The sequence below is a fragment of the Candidatus Falkowbacteria bacterium genome (assembly GCA_013336275.1).
Lineage (GTDB): Bacteria > Patescibacteriota > Patescibacteriia > Patescibacteriales > GWE2-39-37 > JAAXUA01.
In genome coordinates this window covers 46578-68552 of the sequence record JAAXUA010000003.1, presented here as the reverse complement: position 1 = coordinate 68552, position 21975 = coordinate 46578, and the positions used below count along the sequence as shown (strand labels likewise).

At 49.1% G+C, this 21975-nt stretch carries 15 protein-coding genes and 1 tRNA gene; 11 read left to right on the top strand and 5 right to left on the bottom strand.

All coding sequences use genetic code 11. The features are described 5' to 3' along the window. The 5 genes from HGA34_03155 to HGA34_03135 all read right to left on the bottom strand — a co-directional run bounded on the left by HGA34_03155 (position 1) and on the right by HGA34_03135 (position 4753). Complete coding sequence (locus tag HGA34_03155) at positions 1 to 771, bottom strand: hypothetical protein (GenBank protein NTW22514.1); 771 nt, start codon at positions 769 to 771, stop codon at positions 1 to 3. A gap of 210 nt (positions 772 to 981) precedes the next feature. Then, the gene (locus tag HGA34_03150) at positions 982 to 1872 is read right to left on the bottom strand and encodes a hypothetical protein (GenBank protein ID NTW22513.1); all 891 of its coding nucleotides are present in this window, start codon (positions 1870 to 1872) and stop codon (positions 982 to 984) included. 104 nt (positions 1873 to 1976) lie between these two features. Further along, a tRNA-Asp gene (locus HGA34_03145) sits at positions 1977 to 2050 on the bottom strand. A 136-nt stretch (positions 2051 to 2186) separates the two neighbouring features. Next, a complete protein-coding gene (locus tag HGA34_03140; protein ID NTW22512.1) occupies positions 2187 to 3548 on the bottom strand; it encodes a phosphomannomutase/phosphoglucomutase in 1362 nt (453 codons plus the stop codon). A gap of 62 nt (positions 3549 to 3610) precedes the next feature. Continuing rightward, a complete protein-coding gene (locus HGA34_03135) occupies positions 3611 to 4753 on the bottom strand; it encodes a polymer-forming cytoskeletal protein (GenBank protein NTW22511.1) in 1143 nt (380 codons plus the stop codon). Positions 4754 to 4821: 68 nt separating this feature from the next. Between HGA34_03135 and HGA34_03130 the strand changes: the two genes are divergently transcribed. From HGA34_03130 to HGA34_03080, 11 genes are all read left to right on the top strand, one after another. Then, complete coding sequence (locus tag HGA34_03130; protein NTW22510.1) at positions 4822 to 6411, top strand: tRNA uridine(34) 5-carboxymethylaminomethyl modification radical SAM/GNAT enzyme Elp3; 1590 nt, start codon at positions 4822 to 4824, stop codon at positions 6409 to 6411. Between the two features lie 65 nt (positions 6412 to 6476). Then, positions 6477 to 7073 carry an HD domain-containing protein gene (locus HGA34_03125; protein ID NTW22509.1) on the top strand — a complete coding sequence of 199 codons (597 nt, stop codon included), beginning with the start codon at positions 6477 to 6479 and terminating at the stop codon, positions 7071 to 7073. Between the two features lie 141 nt (positions 7074 to 7214). Then, the gene (locus tag HGA34_03120) at positions 7215 to 8732 is read left to right on the top strand and encodes a hypothetical protein (GenBank protein NTW22508.1); all 1518 of its coding nucleotides are present in this window, start codon (positions 7215 to 7217) and stop codon (positions 8730 to 8732) included. Between the two features lie 120 nt (positions 8733 to 8852). Beyond that, on the top strand, positions 8853 to 10097 hold the full coding sequence (locus tag HGA34_03115; protein ID NTW22507.1) for a serine hydroxymethyltransferase: 1245 nt from the start codon (positions 8853 to 8855) through the stop codon (positions 10095 to 10097). 14 nt (positions 10098 to 10111) lie between these two features. Beyond that, on the top strand, positions 10112 to 12058 hold the full coding sequence (locus tag HGA34_03110) for a DUF2207 domain-containing protein (protein NTW22506.1): 1947 nt from the start codon (positions 10112 to 10114) through the stop codon (positions 12056 to 12058). An 81-nt stretch (positions 12059 to 12139) separates the two neighbouring features. After that, positions 12140 to 12985 (top strand): bifunctional 5,10-methylenetetrahydrofolate dehydrogenase/5,10-methenyltetrahydrofolate cyclohydrolase, encoded by an 846-nt coding sequence (locus HGA34_03105; protein ID NTW22505.1) that lies wholly within the window; start codon positions 12140 to 12142, stop codon positions 12983 to 12985. Positions 12986 to 12993: 8 nt separating this feature from the next. Continuing rightward, positions 12994 to 15087 carry a RecQ family ATP-dependent DNA helicase gene (locus tag HGA34_03100; GenBank protein ID NTW22504.1) on the top strand — a complete coding sequence of 698 codons (2094 nt, stop codon included), beginning with the start codon at positions 12994 to 12996 and terminating at the stop codon, positions 15085 to 15087. Beyond that, the gene (locus tag HGA34_03095; GenBank protein NTW22503.1) at positions 15084 to 15782 is read left to right on the top strand and encodes a class I SAM-dependent methyltransferase; all 699 of its coding nucleotides are present in this window, start codon (positions 15084 to 15086) and stop codon (positions 15780 to 15782) included. Before HGA34_03100 ends, HGA34_03095 begins: the two co-directional genes overlap by 4 nt. A gap of 72 nt (positions 15783 to 15854) precedes the next feature. Continuing rightward, complete coding sequence (locus HGA34_03090) at positions 15855 to 16334, top strand: hypothetical protein (protein NTW22502.1); 480 nt, start codon at positions 15855 to 15857, stop codon at positions 16332 to 16334. Between the two features lie 18 nt (positions 16335 to 16352). After that, entirely contained in the window at positions 16353 to 16940 is a 588-nt protein-coding gene (locus HGA34_03085) for a hypothetical protein (GenBank protein NTW22501.1), read from the top strand. A gap of 7 nt (positions 16941 to 16947) precedes the next feature. Beyond that, entirely contained in the window at positions 16948 to 21918 is a 4971-nt protein-coding gene (locus tag HGA34_03080; GenBank protein NTW22500.1) for a hypothetical protein, read from the top strand. The last annotated feature ends 57 nt before the right edge of the window (positions 21919 to 21975 follow it).

Genomic DNA, 21975 nt, shown 5'->3' with positions numbered 1-21975 from the left:
CTAGGCCTGCTCTTGGTCATTGGAAAAATACTCATAACCGAGAATAAGTGTGGGCGTCGAGAGAAAATACCAGATAATAACGTCGTCCAAGGGGAAGACTCTGCCGAACAGATTGATCGGCAGCAGGTAATTGCTCGGCCACCACCAGTTGCCTACTTGCAGGGCCACTGTCTCAAAGGTGAAAAAGATATAAGCGAAAAAAATCGTCGGCAAAATCAGCTTGTCATGGCTGATGGGCCTCAATTTCATGATGGCCATGAATGGTATCAATAGCATTGGTATGGCCAAAATGTGATAGGGAGTGGTAATGTAGCTGGGGTCAATGAAGTAAAGCGAATAAACCACGATGCTAAGCATCGCGTAGATGAGAAAAAGCCAAAAAAACCTTTTGCTCATTTTTCTGACGCCAGTTTTCACTACGAAAAGCTCGTAAAATGTCAGGACCCAATGAAAATTGAAAAATGCAAAAAAGATATTCTCAAGGGGAATGTATCCAAAAACCCTCGGGAATATTGATTGCACATCCCACGCATTCGCCAGTCTGGCCATGAGCTCGGCCGGGGGAGCGAATAATAAAGTGCTCAAGAGCGAGAAGTAGAAGATTTTTTTTCGATTGTGCTTGAGCCAGTAGGAAGCAATCAAGCTGGGGAGCACGACTACGATAACCAGTGACCAGAGATAAAGAGGCTTTAAAAAATAGACTATCGAATTTGCCGCCAAATTGTAAATAATCAAAAAATACAATTTTCGGCGCAGGTGATCATTTTGCATACGGACATTATAACAAACATCTCGGCTAATGCACTAATCAAAACAATATGGCAAGAATAATCGACCGCTTACAGCATAGGCGAGCCTGTTTCAGATGAGGCGTTTGTTTAGAGCAAAGCCGCTTAGCGGCTAAGGCTTAAGTTTTATACCAAAAACACCTCACTTGCGCGGGGTGTTTTTGGTATAAAAATTGGTGTTTGTGATGAATATTCAGATTGCCCAATCTGGAATCTTTTTTATCAAGTCGTTCGATATGCCCAAGCCGAGCTTTCTCATTACCTGGAAGGCGTCGGCCGGCCGGCCAAGATAGTAAGCTTTTTTGTCGGTCGGATTGATGTAGTAGGCTTTGCCGCTATCCTCAACATCAAGCAAGATCTTGCCTGAAACTGCAGAGGGGAAGATTCCGTTTTCGTATTTTTTGATATAGGCGTGATTAACTCCAAGACCCAGCTTCCGCATCAGATTGAAGGCGTCAGCCGGACGTCCTAAGAAATAACGCATGCGGTCTCCTGGGAAGACATACCATGAGCGGCCGGACTTCTCTACTTGCAGAAGGATGCGCCCAACCATCTTGTTGCGTATTTTTTCCGCATCTGAGATGACGGCTGTGTTGCCGAATATATAATCACCGCCATCGACGTCCTTGGTGATATTTTCAGCCAGCCCGTTCGCTGCCAGGGCCATGGTTGTGCTAGTGGACATCTCGAGCGAATGGCTGCCTGAAGATAACGCGGAGAACTGAACTTTAAAAATAAGGCCGAGCGAACCGGTAAAGGCCTTGGTGGTGCCGCCACTGAAGGTGATTTCCCCTTTTTGGTTGTCTATGGCCGGCTGCTTCGCCCAAAGGTCGAAGATCGAGCCGTCTTTTATTATTTTCTTGACCTTAATTTTTTTCGGGTCGAATTTTATGACGCCCTCGGCAGCGTTGATACCAGCCCCGCCCCCGCTATTAATCATGAGCCGGGTGGTCAGGTCTTTGTTGGCAGGGTAGGCGCCCGCTCCTGAGGATAAGAATATCCGGGCTTCAGCTGCCTGGGCAACTGCAGGAAATACGAGCAACGCAGCTAGCGCCAAGAAAAAGATTTGGTTTTTATAAGTCATAATTGATGTTTATCGGTCTGCGGTTATTATATACTTTTTAACATTTAAATAAAATAAGCTTGATAGCTAAAAACACCCGCTAAATTAGCGGGTGTTTTTTTGTGCGGAGCGGACGAGACTCGAACTCGCGACCTCTGCCGTGACAGGGCAGCGTTCTAACCAACTGAACTACCGCTCCAATAAATGTGCCCGATCTTGACCCGGGGCACCCGAGGGGCCGTCTGAGGACGGACAGTGTCAAACAAAAATAGCCGAAAAACGACTATTTTTATTTGACTGTATCATAACAGAATGTTATCAGCAGGTCAAGAGAGCTATTTTGAGCGGATAATCTTCAGCAGTTCCTTGGTTTTTTGGCTTACAATTGCTTTGTTCTTGCCTTCGACGTTAAGCCGTAAAAGCGGTTCGGTGTTGGATTCTCGCAGATTGAAGCGCCAATCCTTGAATTCGATGGACAGGCCGTCGAGTTTGTTGATTTTTCCGCCTTTCTTGTAAAGTTTCTCGATGTTTAATGTAACCTTTTTAGGGTCTTCGACAATTGAATTTATCTCTCCGGACATCGGATATTTTTTCATGACCGGTTCGATCAGCTGGGACATCTTCTTGCCTGTGTGGTTGAGCAGATTCATCAGCACGAGCACCGGCAACAGACCCGTGTCAGCAAACCAGAAATCTCGGAAATAGGTGTGTCCGCTTGATTCACCGGAGAATATGGCATTTTCTTTGCGCATGCGCTCCTTGATGTATGAGTGACCGACCCGCTCAAGGACAGCCTTGCCTTTCATCTCTTTGGCGGCATCGGTCAATGCCCAGGTGTAGCGAGGATCGTAAACGATTTTTTCGCCTTTGCGCTTTTCAAGGAGCGAGCGGATCAGGAGGTGGTTGGTGTAATACGACTCAATAAAGCGCCCCTTGTCATCGCAGAAAAAAACGCGGTCGGCGTCGGCGTCCCAGGCTACGCCCAGATCGGCTCCGGATGATTTGGTCAAGGCTTCGAATTCAGGTCGGTTTTCCGGTACGAATGGGTCAGGCCGACCCTTGGGGAAGGTTCCATCTGGCTTGTCGTTCAGACCGATCAGCTTCCAGGGCAGCTTGTGCAATTTAACGAAGCGCTTGACGACTTCGCCCTCGTAGCCGAAGTTCGGATTGATAACGATTGTTTTTGGCTGGGTTTTGTCTTGATCGAGAAAGGCGATAGCGAAGCGGCAGAAATCATCGAGAACATTGATTTTCTTGACTGAACCTTTTCGAGACCTGATGACTGGCTGGGGCTTGGCCGCGACTAGATCGCGGATCTGATGGATGCCGTTGTCCTTATGGATCGGCTCGACATCGCGCTTGACCATTTTGAACCCGTTATATTCTTTGGGGTTATGGGAGGCAGTGACTTGGATGCCGCCGGCGAGCTTGTAGTAGCCGACAGCGAAGTAATACATCTCGGTCGAGCTTAAGCCGATATCCAGTACATTTATGCCCGCATCTGTCAGGCCTTTGATAACGGACCTTTTTATTTTAGAAGACGAGAGGCGGACGTCCATGCCGACGGCGACGGTGCCCTTGGGTTTAATGACCTTGATATAGGCTTGAGCTATCTGGTAGGCATGTTTTTCATCGAAGTCCTTGCCATAGATGCCGCGGATGTCGTAGGCCTTGAAGATTCCTGGGTTGATGTTCATATGTTCAATTATAAAAGAGGGCGAGCCGCCCTCTTTTAATTATAGCAGCAAGATGTTATTTGTTAAGCATTTTTCAGGTGCATGACAGCTGCGCCAAGGCCGAAAATAGTGGTCAGGAAAGCAAGGAAGCCGCCCAATATCGGAATGCTGAAGATGAGCCAACAGACGACTATGCCCGAAAGCATAGTAATCATCGGGCGATGCGCGTATTTTTTGGCGTAGCGTTCAACTAGGTATTGGCCGACGCCGATCATGACCAGAATTTTTGCTAGGGACAATGAGATGAACCAGGCCATGAACAGCAATAGCGCTAGCCAGAGTCCGACCATCGACACAAGGAGAATGAGGATAGCGACCGGAGTCAGGAAGAGGGCGACAAAACCCCAGCCGAATGACTTGCCGTAGTATTTCATGAGCTGTTCTTTTACGCCGTTGATTCCTTTGGGCCAGAGTCCGATCAAGAGAAGGCCGAGAGCGATGGCTGTGAATAGGCTGATGGACCTTTCCCAAAGCCAAGCCAAGAAAATGCTTTTTCGATCGATCTGCCTGATTTTTGCAGGATTTCTGGTGACTTCCCCAGATATTTTTGAGCCCTGCTCTATGACGGCATCCTGCTTGTCGGTGTATGATACTTTGCCGTCGATGATCGCTCCGCTTGCTATTTTAAGGCCAGGATTATTGTTGTGCTGGGTGTCTATTTTGAGTTTGACATCTTTGCCTACTCGCCCAGAAATCGTAACAGAATTGGCTGCACCGGTCAGGTCGTAAGCAACACTCCCTTTCAGTTCAGCCACGCTGGCTGCGAAAAGCATTTCCCAGCCGATCGAAGAACTGGCGCTGGTGTTGATCGAGGCAGCCGCCATATTCGCGTTCTTGTTGATCTGCCCAGTAAGATTGATTGAGCTTGCTAGGACGCGCAGGTTACCGGCAACCTGGCCGCCGATGTTGATGGTCTGTCCAGCGCAGATGACATCGCCCAGGACGGTGCCGGTGATGTTGATGGTCTGTCCAGCGCAGATGACATCGCCGGTAACCTTGCCTTCGATGTTCAGGTTGGCTCCAGCCAGATAGAGATTGCCGTCGATGACCTCTCCCTTGGCTAGGTTGACCGAGTCGCCCGCCTTGGCGGTGAAAGCCAGGGCGGTTACCGGCCAGGCCAAGAGTCCTAGGAGCAAAAACAGTATGATTTTGCTTGTTTTTGTCATGCTTTTATGGTTAAATAGGTTAGTATTTGCTTAATATAAGCCTATCATAGCAAAGCTAAAAGTCAAACATGGAAAATTTGAATAAAAAGATAGTTAATGAATTGCTTGCTTCTGAGATAAAGACCAGAGAAGAGTTGATGGCGCTCAAGCGGCGGTTGGCCAAGAAATTCGGAAAGGAGCTGCCAACTAACACCGAGCTGTTAGCTGAGTTGCCCAGAAACGCCGACACGCAGCAGTTACAGCGCTTGTTGCGGCGACGGTCAATCAGGACTATGTCCGGCATCGCGCCGGTGGCTGTCCTGACCAAGCCCTTCGCCTGCCCAGGCAAATGCGCCTATTGCCCGACGGAAAAGGACGTTCCTCAGAGCTATCTATCCAATGAACCGGCGGTCATGCGCGCCATCCATTGCGGCTATGATCCGTATAAACAGGTGCAATATCGCCTGAGGGCCTTGATGGCCAACGGGCATGAGCCGGACAAGATAGAATTGATAGTTATCGGAGGCACCTGGAGCGTTTTGCCGGTCGAGTACAAATACTGGTATATTCTCAACTGCTATGCGGCGGCTAATAATTTCAGTCTGGCCGGTCGGAAAACGCAACATGCGAGATGTGGGGCGAAATTATCTCTGGGGCGGATGAAGGAACGGCTTGTCGTGGAGCAGCGGCGCAACGAAACGGCCAAACACAGGATCATCGGACTGACTCTAGAAACGCGGCCGGACTATATCGATGAGCGCGAGCTTCAAGAAATGCGGGAGTTCGGCTGCACGCGAGTCGAGCTGGGCGTGCAGGCTATCGACGACAAGATACTGGAGATGAACAAGCGAGGACATGACTTGGCTGCCGTCACGGCAGCGACAGCCTTGCTGCGGCGCTTCGGCTTCAAGATAACTTATCATTTGATGCCTGGACTGCCAGGATCTACTCCGGCTAAAGACCTGAAAATGTTCAAGCAGCTTTTTTCTGATGAACGCTTTCAGCCTGATCAGATCAAGTTCTATCCGACGGTCGTGACAAAGGGAAGCTTGCTTTATGATTGGTGGCGCCAAGGGAAGTATAAGCCGTACAGCGATAAGGTTTTACAGAGATTGATTGTCGACTGCAAGGCGGCTATTCCTCACTATGTCAGGATTATCCGGCTTGTTCGGGACATTCCTGGAGAGTCGATAATCGCAGGTAATACTGTGACTAATTTGAGACAGGTGATGCAGCAACGCGGCGTAGCATGCAATTGCATCCGCTGCCGAGAGGTCCGTGACCAGTCGGATGGCCCCGTGAATCTCAGCATGGAGTCATATGATGTTACCGGAGGCAAGGAAGAGTTTATTGAATTCGCAAGCCAGGACCGCAAGACGCTGCACGGCTTTTGCCGACTGTTTTTACCAGCAAAAGAAGGCACCGGCGGCGGTTTTTTACCGGACACTGCCATTGTTCGCGAGCTGCACGTATATGGAGAGCTCGTGCCGATCGGGGGCAAGCAAAAAACGCAACACAGCGGATTGGGTCGCAGGCTCCTTGAAAAGGCTGAGGCCGACGCGTCGGCTGGCGGTTTCAAGAACATGGCCGTGATTGCTGGAGTCGGCGTCCGCGGTTACTATCGCAAAACCGGTTATCGCTTGAGAAGAAGTTATATGGTGAAAAGGTTGCCGGCTTGATTTTTCAGGGGTTTACGGTGTGCTATACTGCAAAAAGGAGATAAGAAATCAAATAAGCTAAAAATATGAATGAAAAGAAGGTCGTGAATTTCATTTTCGAGTTGAATCAACTGAAGCGCCAGCGGCATTCTGGCTGGTTTTTGGCCGGTATTGCTCAGCCGCCGTCAGTTGCTGAACATCAGCTGCGCGCTGCCCAGATTGGGTATATCCTGGCAGTATTAGAGGGTGCTGACCCGGAGAAGGTGGCTTGCATGCTTTTGATACATGATAACGCGGAGGCCAGAACTGGGGACCAAAATAAAGTGTCAGCTAGATATTTTTCTAAAAAAGAGGGTGAGTTCAAAGCTTTTAAGGATCAGCTTGAGGGGCTGGGTAAAGAAATCGAGAAAAAATGGTTAGAATATTTTGAAGAATTTGAAGAGAGAACGACCAAGGAAGGTGTCGTTGCCAAAGACGCCGACTGGCTTGAGACGGCATTCCAGGCCAAAGAGTATTGTGATACCGGCCATGTTTCAGCGGTTGACTGGATCAAGAACGTCGAACGAGCCGTCGAAACTAAATCGGCCAAATTGCTGGTAAGACAGATGAAAAAGACTAATTTTTATGATTGGTGGGCCGGGTTGAAGCGGATGACATACAGCAAGCTTAAAAGCCCTCGTTGATTCAGGGAAGTGGTAGAAATTTTAGGTCGGCAATATAAAAAAAGAGGATGCAAACTCCTCTTTTTCTTTTTTGACAAAAAGGCGTTTTTACCGTAAGGTTTGGGTAATTTTGCACATTATCCAAACAGGAGGAATCAATCGATGAAACAGGAATTGGTCAAGGTGCCGGAAATCAACCCGCAAAAAGTCATGACGGCGAAAAGAGGCGCATCAATCAACGATGGCATTAAATTTCTGACAACCATGGATTTGAAGGGGCGGAATCTGACGATGCCAGGCGAAGGCGGGCGTTATCAGCCGAAAGAGCTCAAGCCGTATCTGGGGTATGACCAGTGGGCCGGGTGGCTCATTCTGGTTGAGTGGGCTTGGCTTGAGACGCTGGCCCAGATGTCCTTGGAGGGTATGTATGACCGGCCGCAAGATCGCATGCCGGACAGCACTATCGCCCTCCTCACACCCGAGCTGCTCCATTTGCTGTTGAAGAGCATCACCACCAAGATGATGGATGACAAGGAAAAAGGCATCGGGGCGTATCAGGGCGAAGGAACAGGGCACGATATCAACGCACTACTCTTCCTGATGGATCAGCTGCTGCCCGAGCCTTTGCGGCGCTGGCGCCATTTCGCCGCCACCTCGTACGACAAGATCTGTTGCGCCTATGCATTGCAGTACCAAGCGTGCTTCCTGGATGTCGTCTATCCGAAGATGCAGCAAGTCAGTTATCATTGGCGCATGGCTATCGGCGAGCACACGGATACGCCGCAAACCGGACGAACCCACTTGATGAACGCGCTGCCGATCACATTCGGTTTCTGGCTGGCCGAGCGGCATAACCGTTTCGCTAGCAACTGCGGCAGAGCTCAGGACATGGCCTTTCTGGTTGAAGGAAAGTTTTCCGGTGCCGTCGGAACCAGGGCAGCTCAACTTGAATTGCTCAGCACGACCGAAGGCGAGGATATGGTCCTCTCCCGGCTCGGGTTGGTCAAGTGTCCGATCAGTACGCAGATCGTCCAGCCGGAAAGTCTCGGGCGGGCATATCACGAGCTGGTGTACACCTCTATTTCCCTGGGCAACCTGGGTGACGATGCGCGGCAGCTGCAGAGCTCGGCTTACCGGGAGCTGGAAAGCGTCGGCTCGAAGTCCTCGACCATGTCGCACAAACGGTCGAATCCGGTTACTGCCGAAAACATGTACGGCATGCACCGCATAATGGTGGGCGAGTACACCAAGCTGCTGATGAATGGCATCAGCGACTTCGGCCGAGACATCAGCGGCAGCTGCGTCATGCGAGGTTACTCCGCAATGATCGTTTATCTGTATCAGCAGCTGCAAAACACTGAGAGGTGGTTCAAGAATCTCAGGGTCGACCCCGACCGCTGCCTCAGAAACCTCCTGGAAGATGCCAAGGTAATGCCGGCCGAACTGCTGCACCTGGCGTTGCAGCGCAACGGCCTGCCCGATGCGCACAAATTCGTCAACGAACAAGTCGTGCCGCGGGCCTTGCTGGACAACAGCTCGCTCGGAACAGCGGCAGAACTTTTCAAGCCGGGGATTTCAGCAAACCTGCCGGAAAACATCCTGCGCATCATGGAAAACCCGACCGAGTATATCGGGGACGCCGTCATTTTGGCGGCCAATGAAATGGAAAACGCGCTGTAAATCCAGGAACAGCTTAAATGATTTCTCTTAACAGGAGCAGAACACCACTGCTCCTTTCTTTTTGACAAAGGCGACGAATCGCGATACCATATAGATAATTATATTAATTTTAGCCAAAATATGGAGTATAAAATCTTGGCCGAACAGGACCCGGCCGTCTATGGGGCTCTAGCCAAAGAAGTCGAGCGGCAAACGAACGGAGTCGAACTGATCGCTAGTGAAAATTACGTTTCGGTGGCCGTACAAGAAGCTTTGGGCTCCATATTCACCAACAAATACAGCGAGGGCTATTCGGGAAAGCGCTATTATTCAGGCAACGAAAATGTCGATACGATCGAAGAACTGGCCATTGCTCGAGCCAAAGAGTTGTTCGGCGCCGAACATGTCAACGTGCAACCGTTATCCGGTTCGCCAGCCAATGCGGCAGTATATTTTGCCTTGCTTAAGCCAGGCGATACGGTATTGGGCCTGAAGCTTGACCACGGCGGACACTTGTCTCACGGTCACCCGGTAAATTTTTCCGGCATGCTATATAATTTCGTGCAGTATGAGGTCGATAAGGAGTCGGGGCGCATCGATATGGACATGGTTCGGGAAATCGCTTTGCGAGAGAAACCGAAAATGATTTTAGCGGGCTTTTCCGCTTATTCTCGCAACCTCGATTGGAAGAGATTCAAGGAAATAGCCGACGAGGTCGGCGCCTACACCTTTGCTGACATCGCTCACATTGCCGGACTGATTGCCGGTAAGCAGCTGGAAAACCCCGTGCCGATTTTCGATGTCGTCTCGACCACGACGCACAAAACCTTGCGCGGTCCGCGCGGGGCCATGATCATGTGCAAAGAGCAATTCGCCAAGCAGATCGACCGGGCAGTTTTTCCGGGAATGCAAGGCGGTCCGCATGACAATAATACGGCGGCTAAGGCAGTGGCATTTGCTGAGGCATTGCAGCCCGAGTTCGAACAATATTCCAAACAAGTGATCGCCAATGCCCGTGCGATGGCTGATGAGCTGATGACTCGTGGACTTGAAATAGTGTCAGGCGGCACAGATAATCACCTGATGGTGGTTAATCTGACGAACCAGGGCCTGGCCGGCAAAGAAGCCGAAATTATTCTTGATAAAATCGGCGTCTCAACCTCTCGCTCCACAGTTCCTTTTGACCCGAATCCGCCGATGAATCCCTCTGGTATCCGCCTAGGCACACCTGCCATAACCACGCGCGGAATGAAGGAAGATGAGGCTCGCAGGATCGCAGGATGGATCGTTGCTGCCCTAGCGGCACGCAACGACGAATCAAAGCTCGAGTCACTGAGAGAAGAGGTCAAGGCGCTCTGCTCGCGTTTTCCCAATCCCAGCTTTTGATTAAGCTTCGAAATATGCTCAACAAAAAATCGCTCATGCGTTCGTGTGCACGCCTGTTTTTGGTAGTGCTTTTTATTTTTTACAACAAGACAGCTTCAGCGCAAGATGCCCGGTCTTATAGTTATGATAGGATTGAAGCCGATATAGTGGCTAAGCAAGACTCGTCCCTGGAGGTCACTGAAACACAGACCTTTAATTTTGTCGGTTCATACCATGAAGCTTGGCGCACTATTCCTCACGAAAAGATTTCAGGAATTACCGATGTGCAGGTTTTTGACGGCGAAACGAAGCGCCCGCTCCAATATGTAAATGGCAAATTGGACAAATTGGCTCCATCGAGCTGGGGAAAGTTTACATATGAAGATACAGACAATGCGACTAATATTATCTGGTATTATAATGAAACGGACACGACTCATGGCTGGATTATCAAATACAGGATAATAGGCGCTGTAAGTTTCGGTCAGAAAGAAGACCGCCTTTATTGGAACGTTTTTACTGATAAGTATGTCGTTCCGATCAAAGAGGTTGTCGTCAGATTGAGCCTGCCTACTGGGGGCGACGCCGGAAAAGAGCGTCTTTTCGCCTACAGAGGAGCGGCGGGCAAGAACGTCGAGGTGTCCAAGGACATGAATTTTTGGACAGCCCAATTTATCGCTAAGGATTTCGCGCCCAAAGAGGCCTTTACTATCGACGCTGGGTTCCCGGCAGGCCATGTCAGCAAATTTGATTTCTGGATAAGCTGGTTGGGGCTAAATTATGGATATGTCGGTTCCGGACTAATCTTGCTTATCAGCTTGATAGCGGGGTTAGCATATTGGTACTCCACCGAAGGGTCAAAAAAAGGACGCGGAACCATTGTTCCTCAATATGCCCCACCTGAAAATATTCGACCGGCTATGGCCGAGGTGCTTGTCAAAGAGGAGGTGACTGATAAGGGGTTAGCTGCGACTATTATCGATTTGGCGGTCAGGGGGTATCTAAAAATCGAGGAGGAACCATCGAGAATCTGGTGGTTGAAAAAAATTGCCTCCAAAGCATCGCTCAAGTCGGCGGTGCCCTTGACCTTTCTATTTCTTGTTGCCGCAGCAGTCTTGGCCGTCCAATTAGACCAAGTCTGGTTTATGCTACTGCTGCCCGCATGCTTCGCTTTTTTGCTGGTCTTGGCCTTGGTAGGGACCACCGATTATATAGTTACGCCGATCAAGGATTATGAGCAGGCAGAGGACCTGGAAAAATATGAGAAAAAATATCTTCGTTTGCTGCTTATTTTTGATGGCAAGTTTTCGACCAAAAAATTGAGAAATAGCGGCAATCAGACCAAAAAAGATTTCAAAGAACTCCTTGACGGCTTCAAACAATCACTGTACAGGGAAACTGAAATGGATACGGGAGCTTATGAGCGCGGAGTTTCTTTGGAAAAGAAAGGCCGTAATATATTCAAGGGAGTTTTTATCGCGTTATTCGTCGCCTTGTATTTTTCTGACAAGGCCGAAATCAATCTGTTTGCCAATCAGACCTTCGACCTTTTGGGGGCTTTAGTTATTTCGGCCGCTTGCTTGTTCGCTTTCGTAAAGTACGAAGCCAGACTGAATGAAAAAGGCAGGATTCTGCGAGAAGATTGGCTAGGCTTCAAGATGTACCTAGAGGTAGCAGAGAGATATCGGATGCAGAACCTGACTCCGGACATCTTCGAAAAGTACCTACCCTACGCAATCGTTTTTAAAGTCGAAAAACAGTGGGCCAAGGCTTTTGCGGGAATAACAGTCGCTGCCCCGGCCTGGTATGTCGGCAGTCACTATCACAACAGCTCTTCGGCTACCAACTTTTCCCCTTCTTCATTCAGCTCGAGTTTTGGCGCTTCGTTTTCCAGCGCCTTCGCTTCTTCTGGCGCCAGTGGCGGCGCAGGCGGTGGAGGGGCCGGTGGTGGAGGTGGTGGAGGTGGTGGAGGGGCAAGTTAGCCATCACGAAAGCAATCGCCCAAACGGTTGCTTTTTTGCTCTTTTTGTGGCAGAATAACTCCGTTATTCTTAAGTTATTTTATGGAAAATATTGACGGCAAAGCCTTGGCAGAGTCGATAAAGGACCAGTTAGTCAAAGAAATACTTGCCCTGGGTGTGCATCCCAATCTGGCCATCATATTGGTCGGTGAACGCGAAGATTCGAAATTGTACGTGTCGTTGAAGGAAAAGCAGGCGAAATCTGTCGGCATCGATACGCACCTATATAGGTGTGACGCCAACATCACCGAAGGAGACCTCCTGGCGACAATCGATTTTCTGAATAATGATGAATCGATTGACGGAATCTTGATCCAGCTACCCCTGCCCGAAGGGCTTGATACCGATAAGATTATTGCCAGGATGAACCCGGAGAAAGATGTTGATGGCTTCCATCCTAAGAGCCTGCAAAAACTGCTTTCTAGTTGCGAGCTTGAGATTGAGCCGCCTTTGATCGGGGTGGTTTTGTCTATTTTGGAGAGCATCAAGATGAATCTTTCTGGCAAAAATGCCCTAGCCTTGGTCAACTCGCCAATTTTGGGTGCCTCAATCAAGCACGTGCTGGAGTGCCGTGGAGCGAAGGTGAGGCTGCTTACTGGTGCTGAGACGAATCTGAAAGAAAGCACGATTGAGGCAGACCTATTGATTTCCGCCATAGGGCGCCCCAAGTTGGTGACTGCAGGCATGGTTAAGGATGGGGCCGTATTGATAGATGTCGGCATCACCCCCACGGCAGATGGATCGGTTTGCGGCGACATCGACTATAAAGCGATGTCAGAAAAAACAGGGTACGTCACCCCAGTGCCAGGTGGCGTCGGTCCGATGACCATCGCATTGGCTTTTAAAAATACTCTAGAACTCTATAAAAAGAGACATCTTGGCAATTAGCTATATCAGTGACTATACAGGAACAAAAACAAGCTTTGCGCGAATTGTTGAAAATCCATTACGGTTACGATGATTTTCGAGCCGGCCAAGAACAGGTGATAGACAATCTGCTCGACGGCGAATCCACTTTGGTCATCATGCCCACTGGCGGCGGCAAATCTTTGTGCTATCAGCTGCCAGCCTTGATTTGGGAGGGGGTAACGATCGTAGTCTCCCCGCTTATTGCCTTGATGAAAGATCAAGTCGATAACCTTAACCGCATCGGCATACCCGCGACTTTCATCAATTCATCCATCTCGGCGAATGAGACTTCGAACAGATTGGCTGAAATCAAAGAAGGCCGCTTCAAGCTATTATACATCGCGCCTGAGCGTTTCTATAGCAAGGAGTTCATCGACGCCTTGTCGCAGATCAAGGTTAGCCTGTTCGCCGTGGATGAGGCCCACTGTATCAGTTCTTGGGGGCATGACTTCCGTCCGAGCTATTTGAGGTTGCGCCAAGCGGTAGAATTTTTAGGCAACCCGCCAGTCGTTGCTTTGACCGCTACGGCCACCCCTCAGGTGCGGGACGACATCGTAAAACAGCTCGCTCTCAGTAATCCGCGCCAAGTCGTTACCGGTTTTGCCCGGCCTAATCTGACTTTCGCCGTGGTTCGAGCTAATGAAGGCCAAAAACCCGGCATCGTGCTGGAGGCCGTGCAGAATGCCCCGGATGGAGCAGGCATAATTTATGTCGGCACCCGTTCACGTGCCGAACAGCTGATGCAAGCTTTGCTGGATAGCGGCGTTGAAGCCATTATGTATCACGGCGGAATGGAACCGAATGAGCGCAAGTGGGTCCAGGAAAGCTTTATGAAGAATAAGGCAAGGGTTATCGTTGCGACAAACGCTTTCGGTTTAGGCATAGACAAGCCTGATATCAGGTTTGTGGTTCATTATGATATGCCTGGCACGATCGAAGCGTATTACCAGGAAGCTGGACGTGCTGGACGCGATGGGCAGCCCAGCTTCTGCCTGATGCTTTATAATTCACGCGACCGAGCGTTGCAGGAATTCTTTATAAAAGGCGACAACCCATCGCCTGAAATGATTTTCGAACTTTATGAGGTGTTATTGTCCTATGATTCGGATAGCGTCTTGGTAACCTATAGCGAATTGATGGGTCTTATGTCGGATAATGCCCCGGATATGGCGATCGGTACGGCCATTAAGATATTAGAACGAGAGGGTCTGATCAGGCGCAGTCAAGAGAAGTCGGCCAACGCCTATTTGAAATTGCTCAAACCTGCCAGTGAGGCTAGAAAAGTTTTTGGCCCTCGCTCAAAAAATAGCCAGGTCATCTTGGATCAGCTTTTGGCCAAGCACGGCCATGAGCTAGATGCCGGTTTCAACTTCAACCTGGAAGAGTTGGCCGGCGTGTTGGGGGTAAAAAAAGAGTCACTTCGGCGTGTGATCAAAAAGATTCAGGACGAAGGCTGCTTGGATTATCAGCCGCCCTTCAAGGGTACGGAAATCCACATATTGAAACGCCTTGATCGGCAGCATTTGAATATCGACGTTACCGCCCTCAAGGTGAAACTAAGTCACGCCTATGAGAAGCTTGATCAGATGGAAGATTATGTCTATCACCTGGGCTGCCGCCAACATTATATTTTGGACTATTTCGGCAGCCAGGGGACTTTACGCTGCGGTAAGTGTGACAATTGCGTCAACAGCCAAAGTGATGAATTGCCCGAAGAGCCGGACTTCCAGCCTTTCAGCGATGCTACGGACAAGCATGAGGCATCGAGCCCCAGTTTGGGCACTAAACTGACCCAGCTCGAAACGCTGGAGCTTTATCAGAAGGGTCTGGGCTTAGATGAAATCGCTCAAACAAGAAATTTGAAACCGGCGACGATTGTTGATCATTTCTGTTTTTTGTTGGAAAAAGGCATGAAGGTAAATGTCGGTGATTTCGTTTCGGAAGATAGCCGCCGCCTCATCATGGAAGCGGTGGAATCTGTCGGAGGTTCGAAGTTGGGGTTGATAAAAGAAAAACTGGGAGAGAACTTCAGCTGGAATGATATCAAGCTGGTTTTATCGTCACTCAAGTCAAAAAAATGAACAAGCAGAAAGAGTCTGAATTACTAGACCTGGTAAGACAGAATTATGAAAATATCGCTGATGACTTTGATCAGACGCGCCAACGGAAGCTTTGGCCGACATTAGCAGCTATCGCATCAAAAACCCCTACTGGCGCCAAAGTTCTGGATGTCGGTTGCGGTAACGGGCGCTTGCGCCAGGCTTGGCTGGGTAGAAATGTAGAATATGTAGGCATCGAGCCAAGTAATAATTTGCTTTTTTTAGCCAAAAATAATGCTTCCTGGCAGCTCCCAGGGCAGAAGCTGCTTTCTGGTGATATTATTGATTTGAATCGACTTGACCTGGGGCTGTTCGATGAAGTGTTCTGCATAGCGGTAATACACCATCTGCCCGGAAAGGATATGCGACGCCAAGCGTTAAGGTTATTGCTTGAGCAGGTCAAGCCAGGCGGCAGAGTTGTCATTTCGGCTTGGTCAATGTGGCAGGCACCATTGTTTAGGAAACTTGTTGTAAAAAATTTCCTATTGAAGCTGCTGGGTCTGAATGGATTAGATTTCGGTGATGTCGTTTTCAACGGTTTTAACCAAAAATGTCCACGCTATTATCACGCATATACCGAACGGGGCTTCAGGAAGGCTATGATTATCGAAAATGCGGAAATAGAGGAATTTATTTCTGATAAAAAGAATTACTACGCGGTTCTGAGAAAAAAATAGGGGCGGTTATTTGTTTGGCACAGTGAAAAATGTTATAATAAACAAAGTTAATAAGTTTGCCAAACAAATAGTATGGACTCAAAAAAAATGTTATTTCCTTTGGGCTTAGTTATGGGCGTAGTGCTCTCGCTAAGCTTGTTTTTATCTTGGCAATCTATTTTGGCCGCCTGGGATGCGCCAACGGCCAATCCGCCAGGCAATAATGTCGAAGCTCCAGTTAACACCAGCGTAAACGCCCAGTATAAGCCCGGAGTCGCTGGCGGTCTTGGTTTGGACAGACTATATTCTGATACCGCCCAAAATCATTTTTATGTCGATACGTCAAAGGGTGCGCAGGTGAGGATCGATAGCGACCAGGCGGTTAACCCGGATAACGCGACTTTTCAAGTGAATAATGGCAGCAATAGCCAGGTCTTTGCCGTTGATGAGAGCGGAATCATCTACTCCAACGGCACCAAGCTGATAAATTGCAATCCGGACGAGATTCTTATCGCTTCCAGCACCTCGCCAACAGGAGTCGGCTGCTCAAATGGCTTAACCTACGGTCCATAATATAAATAACAAATCAATATGGAAGAAAAAAACTCCACCAAGCTTATTATTGCCGCATTGGCGTTAGGCTTGATTATTTGCGTTGCTATTATTTTTGTCCTCCTGTCTAAGGATCTTGCCATCAAACAGGTCAAACTTCCTGAAAACAAGGCGGGTTCTAAGCCGGTTGCATCAGAACAGGCTACTACGACCAAGTATGAAATAACGACTTTGAGCAAAGAAGAGGCAGACAAGGTCAGGGCCGATGAGAAAACTACCTGCGAAAAGAGCGAACTCACCAAGGAAGAGCAGCAGATTTGTACAGGCGGCAGCTTGGCTTATTATATGAATAGGGCGATGTCAGACAAGGATGTCAGGGTCTGCACCCTCATAGACGATATGCGAAAACAGCAGATTTGCATTGACGGCATCCTGCGCCGGCTGGCGATAGAAAACGTCGATGAAAATTATTGCTTCCAGCTGTCTAGTGCGCAATCGGCCATTTCTTGCACCTCGGAAATTTACTATTATAAGGCTAAAAACGATCCAGCAAACGCTAAGACGTATTGCGGCAGGATTAAGGATCGCCCATTCAGTCTCAAGTGTATTAAGGATTTTTCGAAATAATTCGGATATGCGAAGGCCAAAAGCACCCCTATCGTATTTGGCAACAGCCTTATTGATTGCCGCTGGTTTCTTGATATTTTTTAATATCAAGTCCGGTTTGGCATTGTATGATGCGCCAGAGTGGCTGAGCCCGATGGAGGGGGATTATTTCGTGTCCAACGGCGACGGCACGGTTACGGTAAACTTCTCTGTTTATGCGAATGAGCCTGGCGCGGGCAATCAAGTCAGGATGTATCTGCAAGTGATCGACGATGCGTCTTCGACGCCCGTGGCATTGGATAACGGAGGTTTCGGCAGCTGGGTCGATTCTATCGATTCGAATATTCCGCATGAGTTCGGCACCAGCACTTTGCCGGTCAAGCTTGATCCGATCAGGAAATATAGGTATACCGCTTGGGTGGTCAATGATAGCGGCGTAACTACTACGGCTCCGACCCTGGAAAATGCGATCGTTCCTGGATCGGGTTTTCCGCCCCAATCAACTAAGCCGACAGTCGATGACGATAATATATACATCGCCTCGTCGGCGAATATGGTCCATGCTTATAATAATGTCAGTTTCAAGTTTTTAGATGCTTGGACGGGCGTTAACGGTTATATTATAGACAGAAAAATATTAGGCGAGCCGACCTGGGTTGAGGGCGCAACTTTTTATACCTACGATGACAACCGGGTGACGTTGGGCCACCCTAATCAAATAATGTTTCCTGACGGTGAGTGCCAGTCAGGACGAGTGTGTTTTTCCTTGGATGATCCTAGTGCTGTCGAGCCGAATGTCGTTTATCAATATCGGATCAGGCTAGCTTATCGGGCATCGCCATCAGACCCGGTAATCGCTCCTCAGGACGGTGGCAAGGCGTCTAGCACTTCCGCAAGCTTGGTTGATATACCCACCTTCGATGCCTTCAATATGGTCGCAACGTCGACCCATGCCTCTTCTTCGATGAGGCTTTATTTCCATGCTCCCGCACCGTTAGATTCGTATTCCAATGATGGCAATCCCGGCTTCGATTATTATGAAGGCGAAAAAATCGTGGATGGCGTGTCTTTGGGAGTCCAGTCTTTCGGCATCGATGAATACGACACTTTTTCTTCTCCGTTCTTCTCTTGTCCTAGCCTTTACCAGTGCTATAGCATTGACGACCTGGTCGTACCAGGAGTCACCTATCAATATCTTGTCCGACCCTGTGTTGTGGATGACGGACAGTCCCGCTGCGCTGACGCCTGGGCCACTTCATCGGCGTTGATGGCCGCAAATTATCTTGCCGTCCCGAAAGCCACGGCCATCGGCACTGAAGCGCCGACGTCTACGCCTGCTGATAGTACGATCAGGGTCCATTTTCGTAGCGACGTAGCGCTCACGAGCCTGCCAGTAACCCACTACCAGCTTCAGGTGGTGGAGAACGGCACTCCGAGAACTGAGATACCTGTCATTGCCTCGACAACAGGCAACGCAGCGGGAGATACTTTCTTCGGGGCTGGCAACTGCACAGGCAATTATCGCTGTTTTATCCCGACAACTTTCAGTGCCAATGCTTCAAGTATTAATTACAGGATAACCCCAGGCAATAACTACGTCTTCCGCGTCCGTTTGGCCTATCTCGGTTCATCGCCTTACAACAACGCTTACAGCGAGTGGATAGAATCTGCTCAAGTGACTGCAGCTGCTTTACTGCCGATTACCCTGAATGCGCCATTGGCGGTGAGGCCGCAGGTGCTTGGCTCTAATCTTATCGCCTTGGCCTTGGATTATGTTTATGACCCGACATTCTTGGCGTTGGTTAAGACCATTCCCGGTTATAGCACCTTGACCGGCTATGAGATTAACCGTTTTTCCAGTATCGATCAGATACAGTATCGTACAACCTCGACGCCGATCTGGAGCCCGTTTATGTCGGGTGCAAGCTACGTCCAGGCGGCTAGCGGCACGTATATAAGCAATGCCAACCAGACAATCGGCGATCAACCGGCCGAAATTTCTCCGACTTCGACGCCTCTGACTTATTTTTATGTCGATCCGAATCACTCCTATTTTTTCCAGGCAAAATCCGTAAACAAATATGTGGTCGGCCAAGACAGTGCGTACACTCAGAGCAATCAGATAAATATGAATCCCTTGCCTGACGCCAACAACGTCCAGGTCAACCGCTATGATGTCACTAATTACGATGTCAGTTTCCTTTTTGACTTTGCCAACTCCGGGCCGACAGCGTTTTACGTCCAGTGGAACACCGTCCAAGACGCATCAGACCCGGGCTGGAGCACGGTCAGACAGGACGATGTCCAGTGTACCACGCCTCTGGCTTGCCACCTCTATGTTTATGGACTGGACCCTGGTTTTGACTGGTATTTCCGCGTAATACCGATAGGCAAGCTTAATAATCAGTGGGATGGCTATATTAAGGCAGGCTCCGGCTCTATCCCTAATATTGCAAGTCCGATAGTCTTCAGTACCTCGTCCAATCACTCGATTTCACAGGTGAAGATCAACTTCAATCAGCCGAACAATTGGAACGGCTTTAATCGCTATGAAATAGTGGAGCAACGTGGAACCTGGAACGGCAGCGGCTGGAATTGGGCCAATTCCGGCTGGGCCTATAATGGAACAAGCACCCAGAACACGTCACTCAATAATAGCGAGGTTGAAAGTACTAGCCCGCCGTTTAATGGCGCTACTTGCAATATTGCTAACAGATGTTATCAGGTGGGCCATGCCAATACCTCAACAAACCCCATAATTCCTTCCAGTACTTATCGTTATTTAGTCAGGCTTTGCACGAGTAACGGTAATTTTTGTAGTTCTGACCCGGCCTGGGTAACCTCGACTCCGATCATGGCCCCGGCGCTGGTGCCGACACCGGATCCGACAACTCCAATATTGACGGCAACATCGACATATACCAAGAGCAAGGTAAATGTAGCCTTCAAATACACCGGCGGATGGGACGGGTTATACGGATATCGTATCGAAAGACAAGTTAATGGAGGGGCTTGGACCCTTGAAAATACCTACACAAGCACGAGCGGCGCAACGACCTCGCCCCCCGGATGCGCGACCCCCAACACATGCTATGTCCAGTCATACAGCAACCTGACCCCCTCATCGACTTATGCTTATCGGGTTCGGGTTTATGCCGCCACCCCAGCGATCAATAGCAACTGGGCGACATCCTCCCCAATTGAAGCTTTAAAATATAGGGTAGCCGGCATGCCGACCGAACCGATTATCGTGCCGCGTGCCTGTTTCGGTTCCGGCTGCTTCGACTTGCATGTCCGCTTTGCGCCAGACCTAATCGCTTGGATTAACCGCTATAAGTCGGAAGCTTCGTATAGCATTAATTACCCAGTATTATATTTTGATGTAAGGTATAAAAAACCAGCAGATTCAACCTGGGAGTGGGGTGGCTGGTTTGCTACATCCTGGGATCATCGCTATGAGGACTCTTCGTTGTATGCCTCTGGCAAGTGCACTAAGAGTCGTGAATGCTACAGTATCCCAACCGAAAATTTGGCGCCAAATGAAACATATGATGTGGCATTAAGCGTTTATGGCGAAGGATATACTCCCTATTCCATGCTTGTCGATGAAATTTACCCCATGGGCCAAGTTACGACACTGCCGTCATTGTCGGGGGAGATAAACCCGCCAGATGCGGTTGATGTCTTGAGCGATGACATCGGCAGTAACTTAGTTAAGCTAAAAATGGATTACACTTACCAAGCGTCATTGCCCCCGCTTTACCGTATGATTAATTCATATGATACTTTGCCCAATGGTTATCAGGTCACCGATCGCCGTTGGGATCATTGGTTATACACCGACGATGATGGCTGGACAAATCCGATACCAAGAGTCCACTGGAACCAGATCCAAATGAGCCATGACCAGAGTAATTGGCAACCAACAGGTATCCTGATTGCTGATGATAAATATATCACTCCGAGCAATTTATCGCTGGGAGACAACAATGGGGAATTAGAATACCCAAACAGCTTGGATTATTATTTTATCGACAGATCGGGCGGAGCTGATACTTATTTGAGGGCTAATGTGGTCAACCAGTATCTTACCGTTGCCCCTCCGCCAAAATATCAGACCATCGACTGGGTTGATAATTGGGTAGATTGGAACAACTCCGGAACATCGCCCCTGACCATCGCTTCAACAACTTACGTTGAGTCAAATAAAATCACCGGTCTCAAAGACTTTCCTTCGATGGTAACCCTGAAAGTCGACTATGGCGATTCTGACGGTAACTTCAATGAGTGGGAGGCTTACCTGACAATTGAATATAACTATACGAAGTCTGGGCCGACATTATATGAAATCCAGCAAAGCGACAGTCCGGCGCCAACCAGCGGTTGGGTCGACTCGAGTCCAGCTGAGGCGGTCTGCACAAGCGGCAACTGCTCCATACACCTGACCGGCTTGACTAGCGTTGATGGTAAGTACCAAAGATTCATCAGGGTCCGTCCTAAGGGTACCACTATCTGGATGTACAAGAATGATACGGTTATCTGGCGTGCCGCTTGCCTGAATATCAGTTTTGCCAATCCGACCTCCACCCCCGGCCAGGCTCTTAGTGCGTCCATGGTCAACGAGATAAGACAGCGCATCAATGTTTGTCGTGCAAACATGGGTTCAAGCGTCGGTTATTTTTCCTTCCACAACTCAAATGCCAGCGGTGATACCGACACGCAAATCGTCGGCCAAGGCCTCAATCCCATGACTCCTAATACTAGAATCAGGGCTACCCATGTCCTGGAGTTGCGAGAAGCGATTATGGAGATGTATAAGTCATTTGCCTCTGACCCGACTAACTTGAAGTATAGGGTCACTGACTGGCCGGCATTTTGGAACAAAGACGAGAAGGGGCAGCCATTGCCAGCAGAGTGCCAAAATCTAACTGTCGGCAGTAAGATTTGTATCAAGCACTTCTCGGTTATAAGACAGTTGTTAGTCGATCTGGAAAAATAGATAGATATAATAATAAAACCACTCCGTAAAGAGTGGTTTTATTATTTGTGCGCCGTG

Excerpts from the sequence above, each read along its gene's own strand:
- HGA34_03085 (NTW22501.1), top strand. The coding sequence starts at position 16,353 with ATGGAAGAAAAAAACTCCACCAAGCTTATTATTGCCGCATTGGCGTTA.
- HGA34_03140 (NTW22512.1), bottom strand. The coding sequence starts at position 3,548 with ATGAACATCAACCCAGGAATCTTCAAGGCCTACGACATCCGCGGCATC.
- HGA34_03115 (NTW22507.1), top strand. The coding sequence starts at position 8,853 with ATGGAGTATAAAATCTTGGCCGAACAGGACCCGGCCGTCTATGGGGCT.
- HGA34_03155 (NTW22514.1), bottom strand. The coding sequence starts at position 771 with ATGCAAAATGATCACCTGCGCCGAAAATTGTATTTTTTGATTATTTAC.
- HGA34_03130 (NTW22510.1), top strand. The coding sequence starts at position 4,822 with ATGGAAAATTTGAATAAAAAGATAGTTAATGAATTGCTTGCTTCTGAG.
- HGA34_03125 (NTW22509.1), top strand. The coding sequence starts at position 6,477 with ATGAATGAAAAGAAGGTCGTGAATTTCATTTTCGAGTTGAATCAACTG.
- HGA34_03105 (NTW22505.1), top strand. The coding sequence starts at position 12,140 with ATGGAAAATATTGACGGCAAAGCCTTGGCAGAGTCGATAAAGGACCAG.
- HGA34_03090 (NTW22502.1), top strand. The coding sequence starts at position 15,855 with ATGGACTCAAAAAAAATGTTATTTCCTTTGGGCTTAGTTATGGGCGTA.
- HGA34_03110 (NTW22506.1), top strand. The coding sequence starts at position 10,112 with ATGCTCAACAAAAAATCGCTCATGCGTTCGTGTGCACGCCTGTTTTTG.
- HGA34_03150 (NTW22513.1), bottom strand. The coding sequence starts at position 1,872 with ATGACTTATAAAAACCAAATCTTTTTCTTGGCGCTAGCTGCGTTGCTC.
- HGA34_03135 (NTW22511.1), bottom strand. The coding sequence starts at position 4,753 with ATGACAAAAACAAGCAAAATCATACTGTTTTTGCTCCTAGGACTCTTG.
- HGA34_03080 (NTW22500.1), top strand. The coding sequence starts at position 16,948 with ATGCGAAGGCCAAAAGCACCCCTATCGTATTTGGCAACAGCCTTATTG.
- HGA34_03095 (NTW22503.1), top strand. The coding sequence starts at position 15,084 with ATGAACAAGCAGAAAGAGTCTGAATTACTAGACCTGGTAAGACAGAAT.
- HGA34_03120 (NTW22508.1), top strand. The coding sequence starts at position 7,215 with ATGAAACAGGAATTGGTCAAGGTGCCGGAAATCAACCCGCAAAAAGTC.